Raw genomic sequence first — 25402 nt, 5'->3', positions numbered from 1 at the left:
AGCGCTCGGCAGTCTCGCGTCGCCGCTCACGCCGACTCAGGCTCGAGCACGCCCGACTGCAATACTGCTGACCGCGGTCGCAGTGTGAACACAACAGCACCTGGTCGCGGCAACGCGCGCACAGGAACAGGCGGGCCGCACGGTCCATGTCCATCCTCGGCGATCAGCCAAAGGTGCTGGACGGACTCGTCCCAGGGTGCAACACTGCTGCAGCACCACCTTCATCGGCACGGTGTAGGGCGCGGCGCGGTCTCCAGGCTGCCAGGCATTAGTGACCGCTGCCGCACCCGCCTACTTCGGCATCGTCGACGTTGTACCGCGCAGTACCCGCGTGTGTCACGGGCGGCGCGTGCAGCCGCCACCCCACGGGCTGGCATCGGCGCCCGGGATCAAGACCTGCTCAAAGGAATCGCCTTCGCCTGCATGGCCGCCCTCGGGCGGCCATGCAGGCGAATACCTCATGCGCGCTCGTTCGGTGTCAACGAGCCGAAGCTCGGAACATGGCCAGACTCAAAAACGCCACCTCACCGTCGAATACAAGCGGATCTCGACCAGCGTTCACAAGCGGCGGTTGTTGGCCGCCACGCGTTGCGCCACCCCGGGACTTGCGCCCAGGGCGCGCAGTTCCCGGTACATCGTCGCGCCGCGCTTCCACTGCTTGAGCTGAAGCGCGCGCAGTCGGTGGCGCAGCCACTCGTCGAGCTCGCGCCAGACCTTGGGTGTTTGCGCCAGCCCGAAGTACGCCTTCCAGCCCAGCAGGTAGGGGCGCAGCCCCTGCACCACTTGCGCCATGCTGCGCCCGCCCGAGCGGCCCGTGAGTTCCCTCACACGCTGCTTGAACGTCGTCAGCGGCTTGGCCGCCACCCCGCGTTTGACCTCGCCTCGCGGGGCCAACCACAGGTCGTAGCCCAGGAACTTGCGCCCGAACGCACTGGCGACCGCACTCTTGGTCTCGTTGACCTTCAAGCGCAGCTTGTCATACAGCCGCCGCAGCAGCGCCATCACCCGCTCGCCCGCCCGACGACTGCGCACGTACACGTTGCAGTCATCGGCGTAGCGCGCGAAGCAGTGGCCCCGGCGTTCCAGTTCCTTGTCCACTTCGTCGAGCAGCACGTTGGCCAGCAACGGCGACAGCGGCCCACCTTGCGGTGTGCCCTGATGCCGCTCCTGTACCACCCCGCCATCCATGATTCCGCTGTCCAGGTACGCCCGTACCAGCCGGATGACTCCGACGTCGGCAATGCGTCTTTGCAGGCGATCGATCAAGATGTCGTGGTTGACCCGGTCGAAGAATTTCTCCAGGTCCACATCCACCACGACCCTGCGCCCGGACTGCGCGTACGCCTGCGCGGCCAATACCGCGTCCTGGGCGCGCCGTCCCGGCCTGAAGCCGTAGCTGTGCTCGCTGAAGGTGGGGTCCAGAATCGGTTGCAGCACCTGCAGCAGCGCCTGCTGGATCAGCCGATCCACCACCGTCGGGATGCCCAGCTCGCGCTGGCCTCCGTCAGGCTTGGGGATCTCCACCCGCCGTACCGGACTGGGCCGGTACTGGCCCCGCAGCAGTTGCCCCCGGATGCCCGGCCAGGCCGTCACCAGATGCTCGACGGTCTGGTCAATGTCCAGTCCGTCCACACCGGCGGCGCCCTTGTTGGCCCGCACCCGCTTGAGCGCGCGCTGCAGGTTGTCTCTCGTCAGCGCCGCTTGCAGCAGCGCTGACCCCGTGTCTGTCGCTTCACGTCGCGGGCCCTCGGCTTCGTCGCTGGCGGGTTGACACGCGGCTTCACCGCGCGCGACTCCCGCCCGCCCCGCTTGCGCGGGCATCTGACGCATGGCCTCGGACATCGACGTCTTGCTCAACACTTGCTCTCGTTCGGTCCTTCGCCGTTTGACTTCCGGCCTCTTCAGCCCCGCAACTCCGGCTACTACGACCTCTGCTGACTTCTCGCTCCCGTTCGACACGGTCGCCCTTTCAGGCGCAAGGCGAGATCTCCCCAGGTAAGAACGCACTCCTTCGCTGCACAACCGCCGGATCTACGCCGCCTCGCCTTGATCACGAGAGCTTCGCGGTTCATGGCCCGCTCGCCCTGCTCGGCACCGCCTTCTATCCGGTTCTTGTCCATCGGCTCGCAGCTTCGCTCCACGCTTCCTTCCCACAATCAGTCGCCCTCATGCAGTTGCGCTTCGCTTCGTTCGCTGTGATCAACTTACGGGAGGACTTGCACCTCCGGGAGGGCGCCCATGCTGGGCGCACCATGAAAAAAGGGCCCGAAGGCCCTTTTTTATTCTGGCAATCGGGCTTCTCAGCTCGCTCCGCGCACCACGGCGATCTGCGTACGCGCACCACCCTTGTAGGTGTAGAGCGTCAGTGCACCGTTCTTGATGTCGCCCTTTTCGTCGAAGGCGATCGGGCCGGTCACGCCCTTGTACTGGACCTTGCCGAGTTCGGGCAGGTACTTGGCCGGGTCGGAAGAACCGGCCTTGACCATCGCTTCGGCCAGCACGTTGACCGCGTCGTAGACGTACGGCGCGTAGATCTGCACTTCGACGCCGTTCTTGGCCTTGAACTTGGTCTTGAAGTCTTCGAGCGGCTGCTTGAAGTCGCCTTCGACACCGCCTGCTTCCGCGCAAACGACCATTTCCTCGCCGATCGCATCGCCGGCGAGCTTGGCCAGTTCGCCGGTGCACAGGCCGTCGCCGCCCATGAACTTGACGTTCATGCCGAGCTGCTTGACCTGCTTGAGCATCGGGCCGCCCACCGCGTCCATGCCGCCGAAGAACAGCACGTCGGGCTTGGCACCCTTGAGCTTGGTCAGGATGGCGTTGAAGTCGGTCGACTTGTCGGTCGTGAACTCGTGGCCGACGATGTTGCCGCCGGCGGCCTTGGCGGCCTTCTCGAACTCTTCCGCCACGCCCTGGCCGTAAGCGGTACGGTCGTCGATCACGGCGATGTTCTTGCCCTTCAGCGTTTCGACAGCGTACTTGCCCAGCGTGCCGCCGAGTTGCGTGTCGTCAGCCACCACGCGGAAGGTGGTCTTGAAGCCCTGGCGGGTGTACTTGGGGTTGGTTGCCGAAGGCGAGACCTGCGGAATGCCCGCATCGCTGTACAGCTTGGAAGCAGGGATCGAGGTGCCCGAGTTCAGGTGGCCAACCACGCCGTTGACCTTGCTGTCGACCAGCTTCTGGGCCACTGCGGTGCCCTGCTTCGGGTCACCCGCGTCGTCTTCTGCCAGCAGTTCGAACTTGGCAACCTTGTCGCCGATCTTGAGGCCCTTGGCATTGAGGTCTTCGATGGCCATGCGCGCGCCGAATTCGTTGTCCTTGCCGAGGTGGGCAATGGCGCCGCTCGTGGGGCCCACGTGACCGATCTTGACCACCAGTGCATCCGCCGGAGGTGCGGCAGGCGCGGGTGCCGCTGCAGTCGGTGCGGGCGCGGCGGGCGCAGCTGCTTCTTCCTTCTTGCCGCAAGCCACGAGCGTGAGAGCAGCCAGTGCGACCGCAGTCCATTTCAATTGCATGGGAACCTCCAGAACATTGATAAATAAGAGTACATAGCGGTCTATCGATCCGCGTGCGAAGACTCAGCAAGTTCCGCGCCGCAGGACCCGTAGCGCCCCCGCGCTTTCGACCTGGCGCGCAGTTTAGCCCAAGCTTTGTGCGCCAAATGCTGGCGTAGACCCTGTGTTGTCAGAAAGCTCCTGGGCCAGCGCTTCGCTCACCAAAGCACGCAGCACGGTCTCTATTTCGCCGCGCAAACGCGGGATCATGGTGTCGAGCTGCTGCTGAACGGCAACTGACACGGCGTCGCTCACGCGCTCCTCGAGCGACAGGTCGATGCGCTGCAACACGCGGTGCAGCAACTGCTCTTCGAGCCGGAAGGCGTCGGCCTCCGACAGCAGCGCCTGGGGGTCCAGCGCGACCGCTTGCGAGGGCTCGGGCACTGCAGGTGCGACCGGCTCCGGCAGGGGCTCGGCACCGGGCGCAGGCTCGGGCGGCAGCTCCAGCACGGTCGTCAGCGTGGGCACGAAACGCGGAGGGGTGCGCTGCATCAGGCGGTACTCCCGGCAAAGTCATGGCGCTGGATCGCATAGCCGCGTTCCGCGTAGTGCCGCCAGCGCTTGCGGCCCGCGAGCCGGTCGGCGTCGTCGGCGCTCACGATGTCGATCAAGCGCTCGAAGCGTTCGAAACCAGCGGGCAGTTCCGCACCCAGGTTCACCAGCACCTGCTGATGCGGCAGCGGCGCAGCGCCGCTTTCGGCCAGCACGACCGGCGAACGCGCCACCGTGTGCGGCTCGCCGTCGCTGCGGCAATGGGCGATGAACTCGGCCGGCGCAAAGGTCCACAGGGCCAGGTCGACCGCATCCAGCAACTGGGGATCGGCCACCACCACCACACGCGCGCCGCGCGCGCCCACGGCCTTGCGCAGCAGCCGGCAGGCGTAGTTCACCTTGTCCGGCGTGTTGAAGTGGAAGTCGATCTCGGTCACGTTGCCGACCGGGTCTTGGCGCTCTTGCGGGACTTGCGCGGCGCTGTCTTCACGGCCGCCTTGCGGGCCCGTTCCAGCAAATAGGTCAGCAGCAGCCCGACCGGCCGCCCCGTCGCGCCCTTGGCCGCACCGCTCTTCCAGGCCGTGCCCGCAATGTCCAGGTGGGCCCATTGGAAATCGCCCGCGAAGCGCTGCAGGAACTTGGCGGCGGTGATCGCCCCGCCCGCGCGGCCGGCGATGTTGGCCACGTCGGCGAAATTGCTCTTGAGGCCCTCGGCGTAGTCCTCGTCCAGCGGCATCCGCCAGCAACGGTCCTGCGCTTCTTCGCCGGCGGCTTCGAGCGCAGCGGCCAACGTGTCGTCGCTTGCAAAGAGACCGCTGCGCACGCCGCCCAGCGCGATCACGCAAGCGCCGGTCAGGGTGGCGATGTCGATCACCGCAGCCGGCTCGAAGCGCTTGGCATAGTTCAGCGCGTCGCACAGGATCAGACGGCCTTCGGCATCGGTGTTGAGCACCTCGATGGTCTGGCCGCTCATGCTGGTGACGACGTCGCCGGGCTTGACCGCGCGGCCGTCGTTCATGTTCTCGCACGACGGAATCAGCCCGACCACGTTAAGGGCGGGCTGGATGTCGCCGAGCGCGCGGAACACGCCGAGCACGCTCGCGGCGCCGCACATGTCGAACTTCATCTCGTCCATCTCGGCCGCCGGCTTGAGCGAAACGCCGCCGGTGTCGAAGGTGATGCCCTTGCCGACCAGGACCACCGGCGCCTCATCCTTGGGCGCGCCCTGGTAGCGCAGCACGATGAAGCGCAAGGGTTCGGCCGATCCCTGCGCGACCGCGCTGAACGCCCCCATGCCGAGCTTCTCCACTTCCTTCGGGCCCAGCACTTCGCACTTCACGCACGGCAGCGCGGCCAGCTTGCGCGCCGCATCGGCCAGCAGCGAGGGGGTGCAATAGTTGCCGGGCCGATTGCCCCACTCCTTGGCCAGTTCGATGCCCGCGACCATGGCCGTGGCCTCGTCGAAAGCTTCTCGCAGCGGCCCCGCCTCCGTGACGCCGAAGCCCAGGTAGCGGATCGAGCGCGGCTCGGCCTTGGACTTGGAGGTCGTGTAGACGTAGCTCGCGTCGGCGGCCGCGGCGATCGCGCAGCGCAGACCGGCAGCGTCCGCGGCCTGCGCGAAGACGATGAGGACGCGCCTGGGGTCGCCGGACTTGGCCGCATTGACCGCGGCAAGCACACCGGCGCGCACCGACGCGGGCTTGCCGTCGCCCACCGAAGCCAGCACCACGCGCGGCGCCGCGACGTGCGCCGGGCGGTACAGCGCCAGCAGCTTGCCGGCCTTGTCGGGGAGGTCGCCGGCCTTGCGGGCCTCGGCGATCAATGTGGCGATGGCATCCTTGGAGGGGGTGGTGCCGGCGGCAACGAGCACGATCAGCACATCGGCTTTTTCGGCGGCAGCCTGAGCGGTGGAGAGGGTCTTGAGTTGAAAGTCCATAATCCTTTTTTTCCCTCGACGATGTTATTCCATTCCTCTTTACGCAAGGAGCTGTCCCGCAGCTTCGGCGCCACCCTCGTGGTTCTGGCCACCATCGTGATGACCATGATGCTGATCCGCACGCTCGGACTGGCATCGCGGGGCAGCGTGAATCCGTCCGAGGTCTTCCTCGTGATGGCCTACACGGTGCTCGGCTACATGCCGACGATCCTGAGCCTCAGCCTGTTCATCTCGATCGTCGGCACCCTGTCGCGCATGTACCGCGACAGCGAGATGGTGATCTGGTTCTCGAGCGGGCGCGGCCTGGCGGATTTCGCGCTGCCGCTGTTCCGCTTCGCCTGGCCGGTGCTGCTGCTGATCGCCGTGTTCGCGCTGGTCGGCTGGCCATGGGCCAACTCGCAGACCCAGGGGATGCGCGAACAGTACCAGCGCCGCGGCGACATCGAGCGCGTGTCGCCCGGCGAGTTCCGCGAGTCGGCCGGGCGCAACCGCGTGTTCTTCATCGACAAGGACACGCCGGATGGCGCCACCGCCACGAACGTTTTCATCTCCTCGATCGAGCGCAACATGCAGATCATCACATCGGCCCGCAGCGGCCGCATGGAAGATATCGGAGAAGCGCGCTACCTCATGCTCAGCAATGGCCAGCGCGTCTCGCGGACATTGGATGGGCTGGAGCTCAAGATCAGCGAGTTCGACACCTACGGCGCCAAGGTCGGCGGCGACGAGGGGGTCTCGACGGACACGAGCCCGGTGCGCACCCGCACCACGTTGACCCTGCTGCGGGAACCGAATACGGCCAATCGCGGCGAACTGGCCTGGCGCATCGGCATGATGCTCGCGGCCATCAATTTCGTGCTGCTGGCGCTGACCCTGACGAGTGTGAATCCGCGCGTGGGCCGCAGCGGCAATCTGCTCTTCGCGTTGTTCGCTTTCGTCCTCTACTACAACATGCTCAATCTCGGCCAGAACTGGGTGGGCTCCGGCCGCTACAGCATGGGCGGCTTCATGCTGGCGCTGCACGGCGGCGCGCTGCTGCTCGGCCTGCTCTGGCTTGCCAAGCGACACTTCAACTGGGGCCGCCCGCGCCTGCGGCCCGCAACGCCTCCCCACGCGTGAAAACCATCCGTCGACTGATCTACGTGGAGGTGCTGAAGGCCGTGGCCTTCGTCACCCTCGGCTTCCTGAGCCTGTTCTTCTTCTTCGACTTCGTCGACGAACTGCAGTCGATCGGCAAGCCGGGGAGCGGCGCCTACGGGGCCGCCCAGGCCCTGGTCTTCGTGACGCTGCTGATCCCGAGCCACCTGTACGAGCTGCTGCCGATCACCGTGCTGATCGGCACCATCTTCGTGATGGCGCGGCTCGCGCAGAGCTCCGAATACACGATCCTGCGCACCAGCGGTCTCGGGCCCTGGCGCGCGCTGCGCACGCTGCTGGTGCTGGGACTTGGCTTCGTGTTCCTGACCTTCGCTGTCGGCGACTATGTCTCGCCGGCTTCGGACCGGACTGCCCAGCTGCTCAAGTCGCGCTACCAGGGCGTCTTCACGCTCGCGGGCAACACGGGCGCCTGGCTGAAGGAAAAGCAGGGCGACATGTCCTACGCGGTCAACGTGGTCTCGATGGCGCGCGACGGCACGCTGAAGGATCCGCGCATCTTCGAGTTCGACGGCAACGGCTTCGTGACCTCGCAGACCACCGCATCCTTCGCGCGCATCCTGGATGGCCATTGGGCGCTCTTCGGCGTCGAACGGCAGCAGTACGACACGCGCAACGCGGCAGACCGGGCCCGCATCGTCACCAACAAGATTGCGGCGCTGGACTGGCCGAGCTCGCTCACGCGCGAGATGGTGTCGGTCGCCCTGCTGCGTCCGGACCGCATGCGCACGCTCGACCTGTTCGAATACATCCAGCATCTCAACGCCAACGGCCAGACCGCGCAGCGCTACGAGATCGAGTTCTGGCGCAAGGTGTTCTATCCGCTGTCCTGCCTCGTGATGGTGGTGCTCGCCCTGCCCTTCGCTTACCTGCATTTCCGCCAGGCCGGCATCACGGCCTACGTGTTCGGCGGCGTGATGATCGGCATCAGCTTTTTCCTGTTGAACAACGTGTTCGGCTACCTGGGCAACCTCAGCAACTGGTGGCCCTGGATCACGGCGGCGGCGCCCGGCCTGATCTACACGGTGATGTCGCTGGCCGCTTTCAGCTGGCTGGTGCTGCGGCGGTAGCGGCCCTGATGACGGCCGCGACAGGCATCGTTCTCTTTGCGCACGGCTCGCGCGACGAGCGCTGGCGTGCGCCGGTGGAGGCCGTGGCGCGTCGCGTCGCGGCGCTCGATCCCTCGGCCCGTGTCGCCTGCGCCTACCTCGAATTGGTGGCGCCGGACCTGCGCACCGCGGCGGCAGAGCTGATCGCCGGCGGGGCCGGCGCCATCCGCGTGGTGCCGCTCTTTCTCGGCATGGGAAAGCATCTGCGCGAAGACCTGCCCGGCTTGCTCGACGCGCTGCGTGCCTTGCATCCGGGGGTCGTCTTCTCGCTCGCGCAGGCCGTCGGCGAAGAGCCGGAAGTGATCGATCTGCTGGCTCGCGTGGCACTCAAATCCTGAACTTGCGGTGCTTTCGATAGACATCGAAGGCATAATGAATTCCGAATTAAGACGGAATTTGTTATGAATCTTCACCAGTTCAAATTCGTGCAGGAAGCGGTTCGGCGCAACCTCAATCTGACTGAAGCGGCCAAGGCGCTTCACACCTCGCAGCCCGGTGTGTCCAAGGCCATCATCGAACTCGAGGAAGAACTGGGCGTGGAAATCTTCGCGCGCCACGGCAAGCGCCTCAAGCGCGTGACCGAACCCGGCCAGCATGTGCTCGCAAGCATCGAACTGATCATGCGCGAGGTCGGCAACCTCAAGCGCATCGGCGAGCAGTTCAGCGCCCAGGACAGCGGCACGCTTTCGATCGCCACCACGCACACGCAGGCGCGCTACGTGCTCCCGGTGCCGGTGGCGAAGCTGCGCGAGGCTTATCCCAAGGTCAACGTGAGCCTGCACCAGGGCTCGCCCGACCAGGTGGCGCGGATGGTGATCGACGAGATCGCGGAGATCGGCATCGCGACCGAATCCCTGTCCGACTACGCCGATCTCGTGACCATCCCCTGCTACGAATGGCAGCACGTGCTCGTGCTGCCCAAGGAGCACCCGCTCGCGAGCAAGGAGCGCATCTCGCTCGAGGACATCGCGGCCGAGCCGATCATCACCTACCACCCTTCCTTCACCGGCCGCACGCGCATCGACCATGCGTTCGCGCACAAGAAGCTCACGCCGCGCATCGCGCTCGAGGCCATCGACTCCGACGTCATCAAGACCTATGTGCGGCTCGGTCTCGGCGTCGGCATCGTGGCCGAGATGGCGGTGCGCGACGATTCCAATGCCGATCTCGTGGTGCGGCCGATGGGCCATGTGTTCGGCACCAACATCGCACGCGTCGCATTCAAGCGCAGCGCCTACCTGCGCAACTTCGTCTTCAAATTCGCCGAGCTGCTCTCCGACCGGCTCGATCGCAACCTGATCGCCAAGGCCTTGAGCGGTCATCACCAGGACTACGAGCTGTGAGCATCGCCCGCACCCCCGACGTCAAGACCAAGCTGCCTACCGTCGGCACGACCATCTTCACCGTGATGTCGGCGCTCGCCGCCGAGAAGAAGGCAGTGAACCTCGGCCAGGGTTTTCCGGATTTCGACTGCGACCCGAAGCTGCTCGAAGCCGTCACCCGCGCGATGGCGGCCGGCCACAACCAGTACCCGCCGATGCCCGGCATCCCCGCCCTGCGCGAAGCGATCGCGGCGAAGATCTCGACGCTCTACGGGCACGGCTACGACCCGAACACTGAGATCACCATCACCGCCGGCGCAACGCAAGCGATCATCACGGCGATCCTCGCGGTGGTGCACGCGGGCGACGAGGTGATCGTGCTCGAGCCCTGCTACGACAGCTACGCGCCCAACATCGACCTGGCCGGCGGCACCGTGGTGCGCGTGCCGCTCACGCCCGGCAGCTTCCGCCCCGACTTCGACAAGATCGCGGCCGCGATCACGCCGCGCACGCGCGCCATCATCGTCAACACGCCGCACAACCCCAGCGCCACCGTGTGGACCGAAGCGGAGATGCGCCGCCTCGAGGAACTGCTCGCGCCCACCGACGTGCTGGTGATCAGCGACGAGGTCTACGAGCACATGGTCTACGCCGGCGCGCGCCACGAAAGCGCGGCGCGTTTCCCGGGCCTCGCGGCGCGCACCTTCATCGTCAGCAGCTTCGGCAAGACCTACCACGTGACCGGCTGGAAGGTCGGCTACGTGGCCGCGCCAGCGGCGCTCAGCGCCGAGTTCCGCAAGGTGCACCAGTTCAACGTGTTCACCGTGAACACGCCGATGCAGCATGCGCTGGCAAGCTACATGGCCGACCCCGCGCCCTACCTCGAACTGCCGGCCTTCTACCAGCACAAGCGCGACCTGTTCGCGGCCGGCCTGGCCAGGACGCGGCTCAAGCTGCTGCCCAGCGCCGGCACCTACTTCCAGTGCGTGGACATCAGCGAGGTCAGCGACCTCGGCGAGTCCGACTTCTGCCAGTGGCTCACGAGCGAGATCGGCGTCGCCGCGATTCCGCTCTCGGCCTTCTATGCCGACGGTTTCGACCAGCGCGTGGTGCGCTTCTGCTTCGCCAAGAAGGACGAGACGCTCCAGACAGCCATCGACCGACTGGCGCGGCTCTGACACGAACGGTAGGAGAGTCCTGACCGCCGGAGGGCGCGCCTTCCGGCGATGGATTCGCCTGCCGATGCCGAGCATGGACTCCTCCATACGAAAGACCTAGGAGAAATCCATGTCGCTCTCAATGATCCTGCTGATCGTTCTGATCCTGCTCCTGGTCGGCGCGTTGCCGAGCTGGGGCTACAGCCGCAGCTGGGGCTATGGCCCGAGCGGCGGCCTGGGTCTGGTGCTGCTGGTGGTGATCGTGCTGCTCCTCATGGGGCGCATATAGGTGGCACGAACGCTTGAAAGCAAAGCCCGCTTCGGCGGGCTTTTTTTTGGGTCCGCGCTCAGCTTTCGAGTTGCACCCACAGCTTGTCGAGCCGCTTGACGCTGACCGGCTGCGGCGTGCGCAGCTCCTGCGCGAAGAAGCTCACGCGCAACTCCTCGAGCAGCCAGCGGAACTCGCTCATGCGTTCGTCGAGCGCGCCCTTGCGCCCGGCCAGGAGGCGCCAGTAGCGCTGCTCCTGCGGCCGCAGCTCCGCGAGCCGCTCTGCATCCCGCGCCGGGTCGGCCCGCAGCTTGTCGAGCCTCAGGGTGATGGCCTTGAGGTAGCGCGCGAAGTGCGCAAGCCGCGGCCAGGGCGTGTCGGCGATGAAGCGCTTGCCGACCAGGCGCTGCAATTGCTGCGCCGCGTCGGCCGTGGCGGCGGGCTGGATCTTCGTGTCCTTGATCTTGCGCACGGCGAGCGTGTACTCGGCAAGGATGGTGCCAGCCAGCCGCGCGACCTCGTTGGCGATCAGCGTGAGCCGCCCGCGGCCCTCGTCCACGCGCTGCTTGAACGCCGCCTCGTCGGCCGGCAGCGGCTCCTGCAGAAAGGCCCGCTCGAGCGCCACGTCGACGATCTGGGCGCGCAGTTCCTCCGCCGTGCCGAGCGGCATGTAGGCGACCGCCATCTTCTGCAGGTCGGGGATGTTCTTCTCGAGGTACTTGAGCGCATCCTTCTGCTGCAGTGCGAACAGGCGGCGCAGGCCGGCACGATGCTTCGCGGCGGCCACCGCCGGTTCGTCGAAGACCTCGATCGTCACCGCGTCGCCGCCGTCGACCAGGGCCGGAAAGCCGATCAGCGACTGCGCGCCGCGCCGCACTTCCATCAGCTCCGGCAGCTCGCCGAAGGTCCATGCCGTGTAGCGCTGGCCTGCTGGCAGCGCGGGCGCCGCAGACGCCTTGGCCGCGGCCTTGTTCTCGGCCGGCGCAGGCGCATCGGGCTTCTCGACGGACGCCTTGACGTTGAGTCCCGCCAGCGCCTGGAACGCGCCGCGCGCCTGCGCGCCCAGCTCCGCCTTCAGCGCGCCGAGGCTGCGCCCCATGCCGAGCTGGCGGCCGTGCTCGTCGACCACGCGCAGGTTCATGAACAGGTGCGGCGGCAGCATGTCGAGCTTGAAGTCGGTCCGCTTCACGTCGAGGCTGGTCTGCTCGCGCACGCGTTTCAGCAGCGCATCGGTCAGCGAACCGTGGCCGAAGACCTCGGATGCGGCCAGCTGCTCCGCGAGGCGCGCGGCCGAGTCGGGCAAGGGCACCAGGCGGGCGCGCGGCTTCTGCGGCAGGCTCTTCAGCAGCGCCTGCACCTTGTCCTTCAGCATGCCGCTCACCAGCCATTCGCAGCGTTCCTCGCTGACCTGGTTCAACACGAAGAGCGGCACGGTGACCGTCAATCCATCCTTGGCATCGCCGGGCTCGTGCAGGTAGGTCGCGGCGCAATCGACGCCGCCCAGCCGGATCGTCGGCGGAAAGGACTGGGTCGTGATGCCGGCGGCCGTGTGCCGCATCAGCTCCTCGCGCGTCAGGAACAGCAGCCGCGGCTGCTCCCTCGACGCTTGCCGGTACCAGCTCTCGAAGCCGAGGCCGCTCGACACATCGGGCGGCAGCTGGGCGTCGTAGAAGGCGTAGATCAGCTCGTCGTCGACCAGCACGTCCTGCCGGCGCGACTTGTGCTCGAGACCCTCGACCTCGCGCACCAGCTTGCGGTTGGCGGCGAGAAAAGGCAGCTTGCTTTCCCACTGCCCGCCGACCAGCGCCTCGCGGATGAAGATCTCGCGCGCGGCCACCGGGTCGACCTTGCTGAAGTCCACGCGCCGCCCGCTGTAGACCACCAGCCCGTAGAGCGTGGCGCGCTCCAGCGCCGCGACCTGCGCGCCCTTCTTCTCCCAGTGCGGGTCGAGCAGCTGCTTCTTGAGCAGATGGCCCGCGACCTGTTCCAGCCACTGCGGCTCGATGTTCGCGATGCCGCGGCCGAAGAGGCGCGTGGTTTCGACCAGCTCGGCCACGACGATCCAGCGGCCGGGTTTCTTCTTCAGATGCGCGCCGGGATGACGGTAGAACTTGATGCCGCGCGCGCCGAGGTACTCCGAAGCCTGTCCTGAGCCTGTCGAAGGGTCCTCCAGCTTCCAGCCGATGTTGCCGAGCAGGCCGGAGAGCATCGAAAGGTGGAGCGGTTCGTAGCCCGCCGGCTCGCTGTTGATGCGCCACTTGTGCTCGGTGACTACCGTGAGCAATTGCGAATGGATGTCGCGCCACTCGCGCACGCGGCGCACGTTGATGAAGTTTTGCCGGAGCAGCGATTCGTACTGGCGGTTGCTGAGCTTGTGGGTGTCGCCATGGCCGCCGCGCGCGTCGTTGATCCACTTCCATAACCGCAGATACCCGCTGAACTCGCTCTTCTCGTCGTCGAACTTCGCATGCGCCTGGTCGGCCTGCTGCTGCGCCTCCATCGGCCGATCGCGCACGTCCTGCACCGACAGCGCGCTCGCGATCACCAGCACCTCTTCGAGCGCGCCGCGCGTGCGTGCCTCCAGGATCATGCGGCCGACCCGCGGATCGAGCGGCAGCCTGGCCAATTCGGCCCCCATCGGCGTGAGCTCGTTCGCGTCGTCGACCGCGCCGAGCTCGTTGAGCAGCTGGTAGCCGTCGGCGATCGCGCGCCGCTGCGGCGCTTCGAGAAAAGGAAAGCGCTCGACGTCGCCCAGCCGCAGCGACTTCATGCGCAGGATCACGCCGGCCAGCGAGGAGCGCAGGATCTCCGGATCGGTGAAGCGCGGCCGGCCTTCGAAATCCTTCTCGTCGTAGAGCCGGATGCAGATGCCGTCGGCGACCCGGCCGCAGCGCCCCGCACGCTGGTTGGCCGCGGCCTGGCTGATCGGCTCGACCAGCAGCTGTTCCACCTTGCTGCGGAAGCTGTAGCGCTTGACACGCGCGGTACCGGCATCGATCACGTAGCGGATGCCCGGCACCGTCAGCGAGGTCTCGGCGACGTTGGTGGCCAGCACGATGCGGCGACCGGTGTGGCCGTCGAAGATGCGGTCCTGTTCGGCCTGCGACAGGCGTGCGAACAACGGCAGCACCTCGGCGCTGCGCATCAGCGGCTGATGGCTCAGATGCTTGCGCAGGTGGTCGGCGGCCTCGCGGATCTCGCGTTCGCCGGGCAGGAAGACCAGGATGTCGCCGGCGTTGTGCGGATCGCGCCAGAGCTCGTCGACGCCGTCGGCGATGGCATTGGTGAGGTCGTAGTCGCGCGACTCCTCGAAGGGGCGGTAGCGCTGCTCCACCGGGAACATCCGGCCCGAAACCATGATCGTGGGCGCAGGAGTCATTGGCCCCCACGCTCCGCGCTGCGCGTCGTCGCTGCCCCCCGAGGGGGCCGCGCCCGCCTTGGGGCGGCCCGGCGCCGGGCGGGCCGACGCGAAATGCCGCGCGAACCGGTCCGCATCGATGGTGGCCGAGGTCACGATGACCTTGAGATCCGGCCGCCGCGGCAGGATTTCGCGCAGGTAGCCGAGCAGGAAATCGATGTTCAGCGAGCGCTCGTGCGCCTCGTCGATGATCAGCGTGTCGTAGGCCTTGAGCAGCGGATCGGTCTGCGTCTCGGCCAGCAGGATGCCGTCGGTCATCAGCTTGACCGAGGCGTCGCGCGCCAGCCGGTCCTGGAAACGCACCTTGAAGCCGACCACCTCGCCCAGCGGCGTCTTGAGCTCCTCGGCGATGCGCTTGGCCACCGACGATGCGGCGATGCGCCGCGGCTGCGTGTGGCCGATCAGCCGGCCCTTGCCAGGGGGCGCATTGAGCTTGCCCCGACCCAGGGCCAGCGCGATCTTGGGCAACTGCGTGGTCTTGCCCGAACCCGTCTCGCCGCAGACGATCACGACCTGGTTCGCCTCGATGGCGGCCATGATTTCGTCGCGCCGGGCCGACACCGGCAGGGATTCTGGAAACTCGATTCGAAGTGGGGACGAAGACAAGGCTGGCAGTTCGGGGAAAATCGTCGATTATCTTGCGCCCGAACTTTTCGCCTGCCCTACCCCGCCAATGTCCACCGTCTTCAATTTCACCTTCGTCCCCTGGTTCCGCTCGGTGGCGCCCTACATCCACATGCACCGCGGCAAGACCTTCGTGGTCGCGATGGCGGGTGAGGCGATCGCGGCCGGCAAGCTGCCCAGCATCGCGCAGGACCTGGCGCTGATCCAGAGCATGGGCGTCAAGGTGGTGCTGGTGCACGGCTTCCGGCCGCAGGTCAACGAACAGCTGCGCGCCAAGGGCCACGAGGCCAAGTACTCGCACGGCATGCGCATCACCGACGAGGTGGCGCTCGACTGCGCGCAGGAGGCGGCCGGACAGCTGCGCTACGAGATCGAGGCCGCCTTCAGCCAGGGCCTGCCGAACACGCCGATGGCCGGTTCCACCGTGCGCATGATCTCGGGCAACTTCATCACCGCGCGGCCGGTCGGCGTGGTCGACGGCGTCGACTTCCAGCATTCGGGCCTGGTGCGCAAGGTCGATGCCGCCGGCATCCGCCGCGGGCTCGACTTCGGCGCCATGGTGCTGATGTCGCCCTTCGGCTTCTCGCCCACCGGCGAGGCCTTCAACCTCACGATGGAAGAAGTCGCGACCAGCGTGGCGATCTCGATCCAGGCCGACAAGCTGATCTTCCTGACCGAGGTTCCAGGCATTCCGCAGGACACCAGCCAGCCCGTCAGCGAGGACAACCCCATCGACACCGAGCTGCCGCTCGACAGCGCCAGGAAGCTGCTCGCCTTCTTGGCGCCGCCCCAGACCCCGACCGACACGGCCTTCTACCTGCAGCACTGCGTCAAGGCCTGCGAGGCGGGCGTGGAGCGCAACCACATCATCCCCTTCTCGGTGGACGGCTCGCTGCTGCTCGAGGTCTACGTGCACGACGGCATCGGCACCATGGTGATCGACGAGAAGCTCGAATCGCTGCGCGAGGCGACGGCGGACGACATCGGCGGCATCCTGCAGCTCATCGAACCCTTCGAGCGCGACGGCACGCTGGTCAAGCGCAGCCGCACAGAGATCGAGCGCGACGTCGGCCAGTACACGGTGATCGAGCACGACGGCGTGATCTTCGGCTGCGCGGCGCTCTACCCCTATCCTGAGGCGAAGACCGCGGAGATGGCGGCGCTGACAGTCTCGCCCCAGTCGCAGTCGCAAGGCGACGGCGAACGCATCCTCAAGCGCGTCGAGCAGCGCGCCAAGGCCAGCGGGCTGGAAAGCATCTTCGTGCTGACCACGCGCACCATGCACTGGTTCCTGAAGCGCGGCTTCCAGCAGGTCAACCCCGACTGGCTGCCCGAGGCGCGCAAGCGCAAGTACAACTGGGACCGCAAGAGCCAGGTGCTGGTCAAGAAGCTGTAGCCGAATAAGAAGGCTCGTCGAACGGATACAGCGGTCGCGCGAGCCGCTCGAACGGGAACAGCGAATAGTCCGAACTGGTGACACCCGGGCTGTCGCACTCCACCAGCCCGGCGGCGATGGGCACGAAGACCGGCCGGCAGTACATGCGCGACTTCAGCAGCAGGAAGCGCGCACGGCGCGGATCGAGGCCGACGCTTTCGAAGGTGCCCAGGTCCCAGGGCTCGTGCGTGCGCTCGGTGACGACGATCTGCGCCGCGCCGATGTCGAACACCGCCGAGCGGCCCATGCAGGCGCGCTGGCCGGTGTAGGTAGGCCCCGTGATCACGTACTCCCCGTCGGTGAGCGCGCGCACGGTGCCGCGCAGCCGCACCGGCGGCGTGCTGCGGCCGATCTGCACCAGCGGGCGCTTGTGGCCGAGCAGCAGCTCGATCTCGGCGCCGATGCCGGCCTCGGCGCATTGCGCGACCGCTTGCGGATCGCACAGCAGGCCGGCCTGGATGCCCTGCATGCCGGCCGCAAGCGCCGCCATCAGCACGTCCATGGTGTCGCAGCTGCCGCCCGACATGCAGTTGTCGCCGTGGTCGAGCAGCAGCACCGGCCGATCGGCCTGCACCGCCAGCTTGCGGGCGCGCGCCAGCGATTGCGCCAAGGGCTCGGACCGATAGACGAAGTCCGCACGCGCCGCCCAAATGCGCTCCGCCAGCGCGGCCGCCACCCGGTCGGCCGCTGCGGCGTCGCCGTCGCCCACCACCACCACGCTGATGCAAGGGTTCGGGATGTCGGCCAGGCTGAAGCCGGCGAGGATCGAGACTGCGGCCATGCCATCGGCTTCCGCCGCGCGCGCCGCCGCGACCGCGTCGCGCATCGCGCCTTCGGCGGTGGCGCTGCGCAGCGTGTGCGTCATCAACGGCAGCCGGCGCCAGGCCAGCACGGGACGGCAAAGTCCGTCCAGCTTGGTGAACAGCAAGCGTCCTGCGTGCTCGCCGGTCTCGTACATGTCGACATGCGGATAGGTCTTGAAGCTCACGATCACGTCGGCGTGGTCGATCATCTTCTGCGTCACGTTGCCGTGCAGGTCGAGCGCCACGGCAACGGGCACGCCCGGCGCGGCAGCCCGAATGCGCGCCAGCAGATCGCCCTCGCCGTCGTCGCTGCCTTCGGCGACCATCGCGCCGTGCAGATCGAGCAGCACGGCATCGCAGCCGGGCAATGCGTCGACGATGCAGTCGCAGATCGCGGCGTACGCGGCCGCCTCCACTCGGCCGCTCGGGTTGGCCGATGCCGAGATCGGCGTCACCATCGCCGCGCCCCTTGCCCGCGCCAGGTCGATGAAAGCCGACATGGCGGTGCGCCCGCCCTCGGCCTCGCGCCGGGCGTCGATGCCATACAGCGGCCCCTTGTTGCCGAAGGCCGAAAGCGGCGTGGGCACCGGCGAGAAGGTGTTGGTCTCGTGATTCATCCGGGCGATGAGGACTTTCATGCTGCGCTCCTCAATCCGGCACCCGGGGCGATGTCGATGCCGCCAGCCGGGTCCATGGCAGGTCCGACGGATCGGCGGACATCGGGCCCGGCGCGCGCGCCACCAGGATCTCATGCGCGATCGGCGCGAAGTCGGCGCGGAAATGCACCGAGCTCTTGTTGACGAGAATCTTCATCTGCTCCGGCTCGATGCCCACGCAGCGGTACAGCGCGCGGTCGAGCATCTGCTTCTTGCCGCTGGCGACCACGACCAGCACGCCGTCCACGTCCAGGCAGGCGCAAGGGCCGAGCCGGACTCGCACGCCCGTCATCATCGGCCCCTGCAGCACGATGCCGCCTTCATGCAGCGCGCGCACCGTGCATTCGGCTTCCACCGGCGGGTCGCTCCATTGCCCCGACCAGGTGGGTACCGAGCGGCCCAGCGCCAGGCGCAGGCGCGCGCCCCGCCCCGCGGCATGCGCCGCCGCGGCGGACTCGGGGTCGTACAACAGCCCGAGCGCTACCTGCTGTGGAAAGCGCTGTCCTGCGCCCGCGCGAAGCAGCGCATGCAGCATGCCGGTGGTGTTGCTGTCGGCGCCGGCGCCGGGGTTGTCCTGGGTGTCGGCGATGACCACCGGGCGTGCGGCCGGCCCCGCCAGTTCGATGGCCTGGGCCACGGCATCGTCCGGCGTCCAGGTGGCTACGCGCCAGCGCGCTGCCGGCTCGCAGATGTCGGTGTACAGCGTGTCCACCACGGCTTGGGCCGCGTCGCCGTAGGCCCAGACCATCGGCCCGCACTCGGGGAAATCGGCCGCCGGAAAACCCATCGCCACGCTGGCGATGGTGGCGTGGCGTACGTCCAGCCCGGGCAGCTGACGGTAGACCGCACCGGCCGGCTCGATCATGGTGCAGCCGGCGTTGATCGGGATCAGGAAGGGGATGCGGCGCGCCGCGACAGGCTCGCGTGCGCCACGCGCGAGGCGCCGTTCCAGCAGCTGCGCGGCCAGCCGGCCGGTCGCTTCGGTGTCCACGTGCGGATAGGTCCGGTAGGCCACCAGCGCATCGGCCAGCTCGAGCATTTGCTGCGTCACGTTGGCATGCAGATCCAGGCTGGCGACGATCGGCATCTCGGGCCCGACCAGCGCGCGCAGGCGTGCCAGCAGCTCGCCCTCGGCGTCGTCGACGTGTTCGGCCACGGCGGCACCATGCAAGTCGAGGTAGATGGCATCCAGTCCCGGCCCGGCCAGCGCGCTGCGCGCCGCCTCGACGACGGTGCCCGCGATGCGCTCGAAAGCGTCGCGCGTCACCTGCGCCGAGGGCGTGGCGCCGGCCCAGCAGGACGGCAGCAGTTGCCAGCCGCGCGCCTGCGCCTCGGCGATGAAGCCGCCCGCCGGCAGGCTGGAGCCGGTGAAGCGCTCCAGCATCGCCGGCCCTTCCGCATAGGCCGGGAAGCTGTCGCCGCGCAGAAAGGCGGCCCAGTCGGCACGTGTCGGAGCGAAGGTGTTGGTCTCGTGCTGGAAGCCGGCGATCAGGATGTTCATGGGTGTCCTTGTGTGAAGTGCTACCAGCCCAGCCCGAGCCGCAGTGCAAGCAGCACGGCGGCGCCGACGAAGATGGTACCGGTGATGTCGCGCCGCCATGCGTACCAGGCGGTCGCGGCGGCGACCGCAAACCAGCGCGCATCGCGCCAGTCGGTCGGCAGGTGGCCTTGCGACAGCAGCACCTCAGGCACGACCACGGCCACCAGCGCCGCGAGCGGCGCGTGCCGCAGGCTGCGCTGCAGCCAGGCCGGCAGGCGCGGCTCGCGGCGCGGCAGCAGGAACACGCCGCGCGTGAGCACCGTCACCGCCACCAGCGCGAAGACGGCGATCCAGGCGTGCAGGTTGCTCATGCGAGACGGCCCGCGCGTCGGTCGGCCCAAAGGCCCGCGGCCATTGCCGCGGCGATCGCGACGGCCACATTGAGGCCCAGCGGCAGCGGCCAGGCCAGCAGCGCCACCGCGCCGGCCACGGCGGCCGAGAGCCAGGCCGCGCGGTCAGACAGCATCGGCAGCGCCAACGCGAGCAGCGCCAGCACGCCGACGAAGCGCAGCCCCCACTCGACGGGAATCGCATCGGCCAAAAAGATGCCTGCGAGCGAGGACAACTGCCAGACGGCCCAGTTCGTCAGCGCAAGCCCGAGGAAGTACGGCAGCTGCCCGGCCGCGGATCGCGGATGGCGCTGCACGAAGCGCGCATAGACCGGATCGCCCGCGAGATAGCCCAGCAGCAACCGGTGCCCGAGCGGCAGCCGGCCGAAGTAGTGCCGCCAATGCACGCTGAAGACCACGAAGCGCACATTCAGCATGCCGGCGGTCAGCACGATCACCCACAAGGGCGCGCCGGCCATGATGAGCGGCACGCAAGCCAGCTGCGAGGCGCTGGCGAACACGCCCAGTGACATCGCGAGCACCACCGGCAGCGCGAGCCCGCTCTTGGCCATCGCGACGCCGGTGGCCAGACCCATCGCGACGGTGCCCAGCGCAGGGCCGGCGATCGCGCGTGCGCCCTGCACGAACTCCGGCTGCCAGCGCACTGTCATCAGCGTTCGAGCGGGATGGCGGGCCAGGGGCGCTGGGCCGGACGCATCGATTCCCAGGCCCGCGCGATCTGCAGCACGCCGAGATCGTCGAAGCGGCGCCCCGCAATCTGCAGGCCGATCGGCACGCCGTTGCTGTCGTAGCCGCAGTTGACCGAGGCGGCCGGCTGCTCGCTCATGTTGTAGGGCAGCGTGAAGCCGATGTGGTCCATCGCGGTCGCGACATCGTTGGTCGGGTAGGCCCATTCGGCCGCGAAGCTGGTGTTGGGCGACACGGGCGAGATCACGTAGTCGTAGGGCTGCGTGGCGGCTACGGTTGCGGCGCGGGTCTTGAATGTTTGGGTGTAGCCATGGAAGGCGGTTTCGCCCGTCAGGCCCAGCCCGGCCTCGGCCCAGGCACGCACGATGGGCAGCAGCTTCGCGCGCTTGTCCGCCGCGAGCGCCTGCACGTCCATGCCCGAGCGGATGCGCCAGAAGGTATCGACGCCATGCAGCATCTCGTCGTTCATCCAGGGCGTCATGGGTTCGACGACGGCGCCGGCGGCTTCGAACAGCTTCGCCGCCGCCTCCACCGCCGCGCGCACCTGCGGGTCCACTGGCATGCCGCAGCCGGCGTCGAGCAAGAGGCCGATGCGCAGCCCGCGGATGTCGCGCTCCAGGTCCAGCCAATCGATCTGCGCCGGCGGCAGGCTCATGTGGTCGCGCGCGTCGGGCTGGGACAGCACGGCCATCATCAGCGCCGCGTCGGCGACGGTGCGCGTCATCGGGCCGGCGACGCGGCCCATGTAGGGTGGGTCGATCGGGATGCGGCCCAGGCTGGGCTTGAGCCCGGCCACGCCACACCAGGCGGCCGGCAGACGCACCGAGCCGCCGATGTCGGTGCCGATGTGCAGCGGCCCGTAGCCGGCGGCTGCGGCCGCACCGGCGCCGGCGCTCGAACCGCCGGGATTCTTGTCAGTGTTCCACGGGTTGCGCGTCAACGGATGGAAGCTCGACAGGCCCGAGGACAGCATGCCGTACTCCGGCATCGTGGTCTTGCCGAGGAACACCGCGCCGGCCTCGCGCATCCTGGCCGCCGGCGGCGCATCGGCCGCGGCGGGCACGAGTTCGGTCGCGGCCGTGCCCAGCGGCACCGGCACGCCGCGGGTCGCGATGTTCTCCTTGATGGTGGCCGGCACGCCGTCGAGCGTGACGCCGCCGCAGGCCAGCGGCGTGCCGGCTCGCCAGCGCGCTTCGGAGGCGCGGGCCATGGCCCGCGCGCCCTCGGGGTCGAGCGCATAGGTGGCCTGCAGCCGCGGCTCGCAGCGTGCGATCTGGTCGAGCACGGCCTGCGTGACTTCGACGGGCGAGAGCGTGCCGCTCTTGTAGGCAGCGATCATCTCGAGCGCCGGGAGTGCGTGGAGTTCTGTCATGAGAGGGTGGTTCTCTGTTTCTGAAGGAATGGATGGTTCAGGCCGCCAGCGGACTGCGCGCCAGCTCCGCGCGCGGCGCGGCGGCCAGCAGGCGCTGCGTGTAGTCGTGCTGCGGCCGGCGGAACACCTCGCCGGTGGCGCCCTGTTCCACGATGCTGCCCTGGCTCATCACGATCACGCGGTCGCACAGCTGCGCGGCCACGCGCAGGTCGTGCGTGATGAACAGGATGCCCAGGCCGAGGTCGCGCTGAATCTCGCGCAGCAATTCCAGGATCTGAGCCTGCACCGAGACGTCGAGCGCCGAGACGGCCTCGTCGGCTACCAGCACCTGCGGCTGGCAGGCAATGGCGCGCGCAATCGCCAGGCGCTGGCGCTGGCCGCCCGAGAACTGGTGCGGGTAGCGCTCGAGCCCGGCGCGCGGCAGCTGGATGCGGTCCATCAGCTCTTCGGCGCTGTGGCGCGCCTGCTGCCGGTCCATGCCGAAATTCATCGCGCCCTCGACGATCGAGGAGCCGACGGTGCGCCGCGGATTGAGCGAGCGGTTCGGGTCCTGGAACACCACCTGCACGCGCGAGCGCAGCGGGCGCAGGCGGCCCTCGGGAAGCTGCTGCACCTCGGCATCGCCCCAGTGCACGCTGCCTTCGCTCGGATCGATCAGGCGGATCATGCAGCGCGCGAAGGTCGACTTGCCCGAGCCGGACTCGCCCACCACGCCCACGGTCTCGCCGCGGTGCACGGCCACGCTGGCGTCGCGCAGTGCGGTGTTGTGCCTGGCACGGCCCATCCAGTCGCGCCGCGCGTAGGTCTTGCCCACGCCGCGGCCCGCGAGCATCGGTGCGCCGCCCGGCAGGTCGCGCGGCGGCGGCGGCGTCATGCCGGGCACCGCGTCCAGCAGCATGCGCGTGTAGGCCTCGCGCGGCGCGCGCAGCACCTGCTCGCAGAGGCCCTGCTCCACCACCTTGCCGCGGTGCATCACCATCACGTCGTCGGCGATCTCGGCCACCACGCCCATGTCGTGCGTGATGAAGAGCACCGCGCTGCCCTGCTCGGCCTGCAGTTCGGCGATGAGCTTGAGGATCTCGGCCTGCGTGGTCACGTCGAGCGCGGTGGTGGGCTCGTCGCAGATCAGGAGCCGCGGCTTCAGGATGATCGCCATCGCGATCACGATGCGCTGGCGCTGGCCGCCCGAGAGCTGGTGCGGATAGCTTGCGAACATGCGCGCCGGGTCCGGCAGGCGCACGCGCTCGAAGATGGCGAGGATGCGCGCCTTGCGCTCGGCCGCATTCCATGCCGTGTGGGTACGCAGCAGCTCGTCCACCTGCTCGCCGCAGCTGTGGACCGGATTCAGCGCGGTCATCGGCTCCTGGAACACCATGCCCATGCCGGTGCCGCGCAGTTCGCGCAGCCGCTTGTCCGACACGTAGCGCCCGCCGGCCAGCAGCATCTCGCCGGCCAGCGAGATGCGGCCGGCCCCGACGCCGAGGCCCTTGGCAAGCAGGCCCATCACGGTGGTGGCGAGCACCGATTTGCCGGAGCCCGATTCGCCGACGATGCACAGCGTGCGGCCGGCCTCGATGCGCACGCTCAGGCTCTCGATGGCATGGGGCCGGTCGGCATCGGCCGGCAGCGCCACCTGGAGGTTTTCGACCAGCAGCACGGGCACCGCGGCTTGGGGTTGGGTGGTCATGCGGCCGTCCTCAAACGCGCTTGGAGAACTTGGGGTCCAGCACGTCGCGCAGGCCGTCTCCCAGCAGATTGATGGCCAGCACCGTGGGCACCAGGAACAGGGCCGGGAACAGCACGTTGCCCGGCGCCTGCGAGAACAGCACGCGCCCCTCGGCCATGATGTTGCCCCAGGTCGGCACGTCGGCCGGCAGGCCCAGGCCGAGGAAGCTCAGGATGGCCTCGGTCAGCACCGCCGAGGCGGCGATGAAGGTGCCCTGCACGATCAGCGGCGCCAGCGCGTTGGGCAGGATGTCGCGCCAGAGGATCACGGCATTCGACGTGGCCAGTGCGCGCGCCGCCTCGACGAAGGGCTCGTCGCGCAACCCCATCACCAGCGCGCGCACCAGCCGCGTCACGCGCGGCACCTCGGGCATGGCGATGGCGAGGATCACGGTCGGAAGGCTGGCGCCGAGCACCGCCACCAGCGTGATCGCGAGCAGCACCGCGGGGATCGCCATCAGGCCGTCCATGATGCGCATCAGCACCGCATCCACCGCCCGGAAGTAGCCGGCCAGCATGCCCAGCAGGCAGCCGAACACGATCGCCGCCGCCGCGGTGAAGATGCCCACCACCAGCGAGATGCGGGTGCCGTAGAGCACGCGGCTCCAGATGTCGCGGCCGAAGTTGTCGCTGCCCATCCAGAAGGTGTGCTGCAGCTCGCGCCCGTCGGGCAGCGTGACCAGGCCGGCGCTGCCGGCCGGCACCGAAACGTAGCTCGGATCCATCGCGGCCGGATCGAAGGTGCCGAGCCAGGGCGCCGCAGCGGCCAGCACGACCAGCACCGCGAGCACGATGACGCCCCCGCGCACGGCGCCGTTGCGCCAGAGTTTGCATAGAGTGCCCATGGTGGTCAGTAGCGGATACGGGGGTCGAGGAACAGGTAGCTCAAGTCGACCAGCAGGTTGACCAGCACATAGAGCAGCGCGAAGAACAGCACCACGCCCTGCAGCACCGGGAAGTCGCGGTTGAGCACCGCGTCGACAGTCAGCTGGCCCAGGCCCGGAATGGCGAACACGGTCTCGGTCACCACCACGCCGCCGAGCAGCAGCGCGGCGCTGACGCCGATCACCGTCACGACCGGCACCGCCGCGTTGCGCAGCGCGTGGTGCTTGAGCACCTGCAGTTCGGTGATGCCCTTGGCGCGGGCGGTGCGGATGTAGTCCTCGGTCAGCGCCTCGCTGACGGCCGCGCGCGTCACGCGCGCCAGCAGCGCCACGTAGGTCACGGCCAGCGTCAGGCAGGGCAGCACCAGTTGCTGCAGCCAGGGCCCGACGCCGCCCGCGAGGCGCCTGTAGCCCTGCACCGGAAACCACTGCAGCTTGAGCGCGAGCACATAGATCAGCAGGTAGCCGACCACGAACACCGGCACCGAGAAGCCGGCCACCGAGAAGGCCATCACCGTCTTGTCGAGCCAGCCGCCCATGCGCCAGGCCGCCAGCGTGCCCAGCGGCAGCGCGATCGCCACCACCAGCAGCAGCGTGCCGCCGGCGAGCGAGAGCGTGGGCTCCATGCGTTGCGCGATCAGCGTCAGCACCGGCTTGTTGAGGAAGAAGGAGAAGCCCAGGTCGCCGCGCAGCACGCCCTCGCCCCAGAGCAGGAACTGCGTCCACAGCGGCCGGGTGAGGCCGAGCTGCTCGCGGATGCGGTCGAGGTCTTCGCTGGTGGCGCTGTTGCCGCCGATGACCGCCGCCGGATCGCCGGGGGTGAGGCGCACGATCATGAAGACCGCGATCGCCACCACCAGCAGCACCGGCAGCGTGGCCAGCAGGCGCTTGGCAAGAAAGCTGAGCATGGATGGA

21 protein-coding genes are annotated in these 25402 nt (G+C 68.3%); 7 read left to right on the top strand and 14 right to left on the bottom strand.

The window, feature by feature from the left end; all coding sequences use genetic code 11:
- Positions 1-558: 558 nt before the first annotated feature.
- The 5 genes from ltrA to ACSQ9I_RS14060 all read right to left on the bottom strand — a co-directional run bounded on the left by ltrA (position 559) and on the right by ACSQ9I_RS14060 (position 5982).
- The gene (gene ltrA, locus ACSQ9I_RS14080) at positions 559-1842 is read right to left on the bottom strand and encodes a group II intron reverse transcriptase/maturase (protein ID WP_436315753.1); all 1284 of its coding nucleotides are present in this window, start codon (positions 1840-1842) and stop codon (positions 559-561) included.
- A gap of 458 nt (positions 1843-2300) precedes the next feature.
- On the bottom strand, positions 2301-3515 hold the full coding sequence (locus tag ACSQ9I_RS14075; protein ID WP_093107577.1) for a branched-chain amino acid ABC transporter substrate-binding protein: 1215 nt from the start codon (positions 3513-3515) through the stop codon (positions 2301-2303).
- Positions 3516-3638: 123 nt separating this feature from the next.
- On the bottom strand, positions 3639-4046 hold the full coding sequence (locus tag ACSQ9I_RS14070) for a hypothetical protein (protein WP_436290471.1): 408 nt from the start codon (positions 4044-4046) through the stop codon (positions 3639-3641).
- Positions 4046-4483 (bottom strand): DNA polymerase III subunit chi, encoded by a 438-nt coding sequence (locus tag ACSQ9I_RS14065; RefSeq protein ID WP_093107581.1) that lies wholly within the window; start codon positions 4481-4483, stop codon positions 4046-4048. The genes ACSQ9I_RS14070 and ACSQ9I_RS14065 overlap by 1 nt, the downstream gene beginning before the upstream one ends.
- Positions 4480-5982: a leucyl aminopeptidase gene (locus ACSQ9I_RS14060; protein ID WP_436290472.1), complete on the bottom strand. Its 1503-nt coding sequence runs from the start codon at positions 5980-5982 to the stop codon at positions 4480-4482. Before ACSQ9I_RS14060 ends, ACSQ9I_RS14065 begins: the two co-directional genes overlap by 4 nt.
- 21 nt (positions 5983-6003) lie before the next feature.
- Here ACSQ9I_RS14060 and lptF point away from each other — a divergent pair, with 21 nt between their 5' ends.
- The 6 genes from lptF (at position 6004) to ACSQ9I_RS14030 (ending at position 11014) form a co-directional block, all read left to right on the top strand.
- Complete coding sequence (gene lptF, locus ACSQ9I_RS14055; RefSeq protein WP_093107585.1) at positions 6004-7101, top strand: LPS export ABC transporter permease LptF; 1098 nt, start codon at positions 6004-6006, stop codon at positions 7099-7101.
- Positions 7098-8207: an LPS export ABC transporter permease LptG gene (gene lptG / locus ACSQ9I_RS14050; protein WP_436313526.1), complete on the top strand. Its 1110-nt coding sequence runs from the start codon at positions 7098-7100 to the stop codon at positions 8205-8207. Before lptF ends, lptG begins: the two co-directional genes overlap by 4 nt.
- An 8-nt stretch (positions 8208-8215) precedes the next feature.
- The gene (locus tag ACSQ9I_RS14045) at positions 8216-8584 is read left to right on the top strand and encodes a sirohydrochlorin chelatase (RefSeq protein WP_093107589.1); all 369 of its coding nucleotides are present in this window, start codon (positions 8216-8218) and stop codon (positions 8582-8584) included.
- A gap of 63 nt (positions 8585-8647) precedes the next feature.
- Positions 8648-9589 carry a CysB family HTH-type transcriptional regulator gene (locus ACSQ9I_RS14040; protein ID WP_093107591.1) on the top strand — a complete coding sequence of 314 codons (942 nt, stop codon included), beginning with the start codon at positions 8648-8650 and terminating at the stop codon, positions 9587-9589.
- The gene (locus tag ACSQ9I_RS14035; RefSeq protein ID WP_436290473.1) at positions 9586-10746 is read left to right on the top strand and encodes a pyridoxal phosphate-dependent aminotransferase; all 1161 of its coding nucleotides are present in this window, start codon (positions 9586-9588) and stop codon (positions 10744-10746) included. Before ACSQ9I_RS14040 ends, ACSQ9I_RS14035 begins: the two co-directional genes overlap by 4 nt.
- A gap of 109 nt (positions 10747-10855) precedes the next feature.
- A complete protein-coding gene (locus ACSQ9I_RS14030) occupies positions 10856-11014 on the top strand; it encodes a DUF3309 family protein (protein ID WP_093107595.1) in 159 nt (52 codons plus the stop codon).
- Between the two features lie 58 nt (positions 11015-11072).
- Here ACSQ9I_RS14030 and hrpA read toward each other — a convergent pair whose 3' ends face one another.
- Complete coding sequence (gene hrpA, locus ACSQ9I_RS14025; RefSeq protein WP_436313525.1) at positions 11073-14948, bottom strand: ATP-dependent RNA helicase HrpA; 3876 nt, start codon at positions 14946-14948, stop codon at positions 11073-11075.
- A 136-nt stretch (positions 14949-15084) separates the two neighbouring features.
- Here hrpA and argA point away from each other — a divergent pair, with 136 nt between their 5' ends.
- The gene (gene argA / locus ACSQ9I_RS14020; RefSeq protein ID WP_093107599.1) at positions 15085-16431 is read left to right on the top strand and encodes an amino-acid N-acetyltransferase; all 1347 of its coding nucleotides are present in this window, start codon (positions 15085-15087) and stop codon (positions 16429-16431) included.
- On the opposite strand, the gene ACSQ9I_RS14015 is transcribed toward argA, so the two are convergent.
- The 8 genes from ACSQ9I_RS14015 to ACSQ9I_RS13980 are packed head-to-tail and all read right to left on the bottom strand — an operon-like array spanning position 16418 to position 25395.
- Positions 16418-17911 (bottom strand): M81 family metallopeptidase, encoded by a 1494-nt coding sequence (locus tag ACSQ9I_RS14015; protein WP_436313524.1) that lies wholly within the window; start codon positions 17909-17911, stop codon positions 16418-16420. The genes argA and ACSQ9I_RS14015 overlap by 14 nt on opposite strands.
- A 10-nt stretch (positions 17912-17921) precedes the next feature.
- Positions 17922-19430, bottom strand: a complete 1509-nt coding sequence (locus tag ACSQ9I_RS14010) for a M81 family metallopeptidase (protein ID WP_436313523.1) — start codon at positions 19428-19430, stop codon at positions 17922-17924.
- Between the two features lie 20 nt (positions 19431-19450).
- The gene (locus tag ACSQ9I_RS14005; protein ID WP_093107605.1) at positions 19451-19780 is read right to left on the bottom strand and encodes an AzlD domain-containing protein; all 330 of its coding nucleotides are present in this window, start codon (positions 19778-19780) and stop codon (positions 19451-19453) included.
- A complete protein-coding gene (locus ACSQ9I_RS14000; protein WP_436313522.1) occupies positions 19777-20469 on the bottom strand; it encodes an AzlC family ABC transporter permease in 693 nt (230 codons plus the stop codon). Before ACSQ9I_RS14000 ends, ACSQ9I_RS14005 begins: the two co-directional genes overlap by 4 nt.
- A complete protein-coding gene (locus ACSQ9I_RS13995) occupies positions 20469-21878 on the bottom strand; it encodes an amidase (protein ID WP_436313521.1) in 1410 nt (469 codons plus the stop codon). The genes ACSQ9I_RS14000 and ACSQ9I_RS13995 overlap by 1 nt, the downstream gene beginning before the upstream one ends.
- A gap of 37 nt (positions 21879-21915) precedes the next feature.
- Positions 21916-23565: a dipeptide ABC transporter ATP-binding protein gene (locus ACSQ9I_RS13990; RefSeq protein WP_436313520.1), complete on the bottom strand. Its 1650-nt coding sequence runs from the start codon at positions 23563-23565 to the stop codon at positions 21916-21918.
- A gap of 10 nt (positions 23566-23575) precedes the next feature.
- Positions 23576-24448 (bottom strand): ABC transporter permease, encoded by an 873-nt coding sequence (locus tag ACSQ9I_RS13985; protein WP_436313518.1) that lies wholly within the window; start codon positions 24446-24448, stop codon positions 23576-23578.
- Positions 24449-24453: 5 nt separating this feature from the next.
- Entirely contained in the window at positions 24454-25395 is a 942-nt protein-coding gene (locus tag ACSQ9I_RS13980; protein ID WP_436313517.1) for an ABC transporter permease, read from the bottom strand.
- Positions 25396-25402: the final 7 nt, after the last annotated feature.

It is taken from the genome of Variovorax sp. LjRoot84 (assembly GCF_964254305.1).
GTDB lineage: Bacteria > Pseudomonadota > Gammaproteobacteria > Burkholderiales > Burkholderiaceae_C > Variovorax.
This window is presented reverse-complemented; position numbering and strand designations above follow the sequence as displayed.

Bases quoted from the DNA above. Each gene is read 5' to 3' on its own strand.
- ltrA (WP_436315753.1), bottom strand. From the start codon at position 1,842: ATGTCCGAGGCCATGCGTCAGATGCCCGCGCAAGCGGGGCGGGCGGGA.
- ACSQ9I_RS14075 (WP_093107577.1), bottom strand. From the start codon at position 3,515: ATGCAATTGAAATGGACTGCGGTCGCACTGGCTGCTCTCACGCTCGTG.
- ACSQ9I_RS14070 (WP_436290471.1), bottom strand. From the start codon at position 4,046: ATGCAGCGCACCCCTCCGCGTTTCGTGCCCACGCTGACGACCGTGCTG.
- ACSQ9I_RS14060 (WP_436290472.1), bottom strand. From the start codon at position 5,982: ATGGACTTTCAACTCAAGACCCTCTCCACCGCTCAGGCTGCCGCCGAA.
- lptF (WP_093107585.1), top strand. From the start codon at position 6,004: ATGTTATTCCATTCCTCTTTACGCAAGGAGCTGTCCCGCAGCTTCGGC.
- ACSQ9I_RS14045 (WP_093107589.1), top strand. From the start codon at position 8,216: ATGACGGCCGCGACAGGCATCGTTCTCTTTGCGCACGGCTCGCGCGAC.
- ACSQ9I_RS14040 (WP_093107591.1), top strand. From the start codon at position 8,648: ATGAATCTTCACCAGTTCAAATTCGTGCAGGAAGCGGTTCGGCGCAAC.
- ACSQ9I_RS14030 (WP_093107595.1), top strand. From the start codon at position 10,856: ATGTCGCTCTCAATGATCCTGCTGATCGTTCTGATCCTGCTCCTGGTC.
- hrpA (WP_436313525.1), bottom strand. From the start codon at position 14,948: ATGGCCGCCATCGAGGCGAACCAGGTCGTGATCGTCTGCGGCGAGACG.
- argA (WP_093107599.1), top strand. From the start codon at position 15,085: ATGTCCACCGTCTTCAATTTCACCTTCGTCCCCTGGTTCCGCTCGGTG.
- ACSQ9I_RS14015 (WP_436313524.1), bottom strand. From the start codon at position 17,911: ATGAAAGTCCTCATCGCCCGGATGAATCACGAGACCAACACCTTCTCG.
- ACSQ9I_RS14010 (WP_436313523.1), bottom strand. From the start codon at position 19,430: ATGAACATCCTGATCGCCGGCTTCCAGCACGAGACCAACACCTTCGCT.
- ACSQ9I_RS14005 (WP_093107605.1), bottom strand. From the start codon at position 19,780: ATGAGCAACCTGCACGCCTGGATCGCCGTCTTCGCGCTGGTGGCGGTG.
- ACSQ9I_RS14000 (WP_436313522.1), bottom strand. From the start codon at position 20,469: ATGACAGTGCGCTGGCAGCCGGAGTTCGTGCAGGGCGCACGCGCGATC.
- ACSQ9I_RS13995 (WP_436313521.1), bottom strand. From the start codon at position 21,878: ATGACAGAACTCCACGCACTCCCGGCGCTCGAGATGATCGCTGCCTAC.
- ACSQ9I_RS13990 (WP_436313520.1), bottom strand. From the start codon at position 23,565: ATGACCACCCAACCCCAAGCCGCGGTGCCCGTGCTGCTGGTCGAAAAC.
- ACSQ9I_RS13985 (WP_436313518.1), bottom strand. From the start codon at position 24,448: ATGGGCACTCTATGCAAACTCTGGCGCAACGGCGCCGTGCGCGGGGGC.
- ACSQ9I_RS13980 (WP_436313517.1), bottom strand. From the start codon at position 25,395: ATGCTCAGCTTTCTTGCCAAGCGCCTGCTGGCCACGCTGCCGGTGCTG.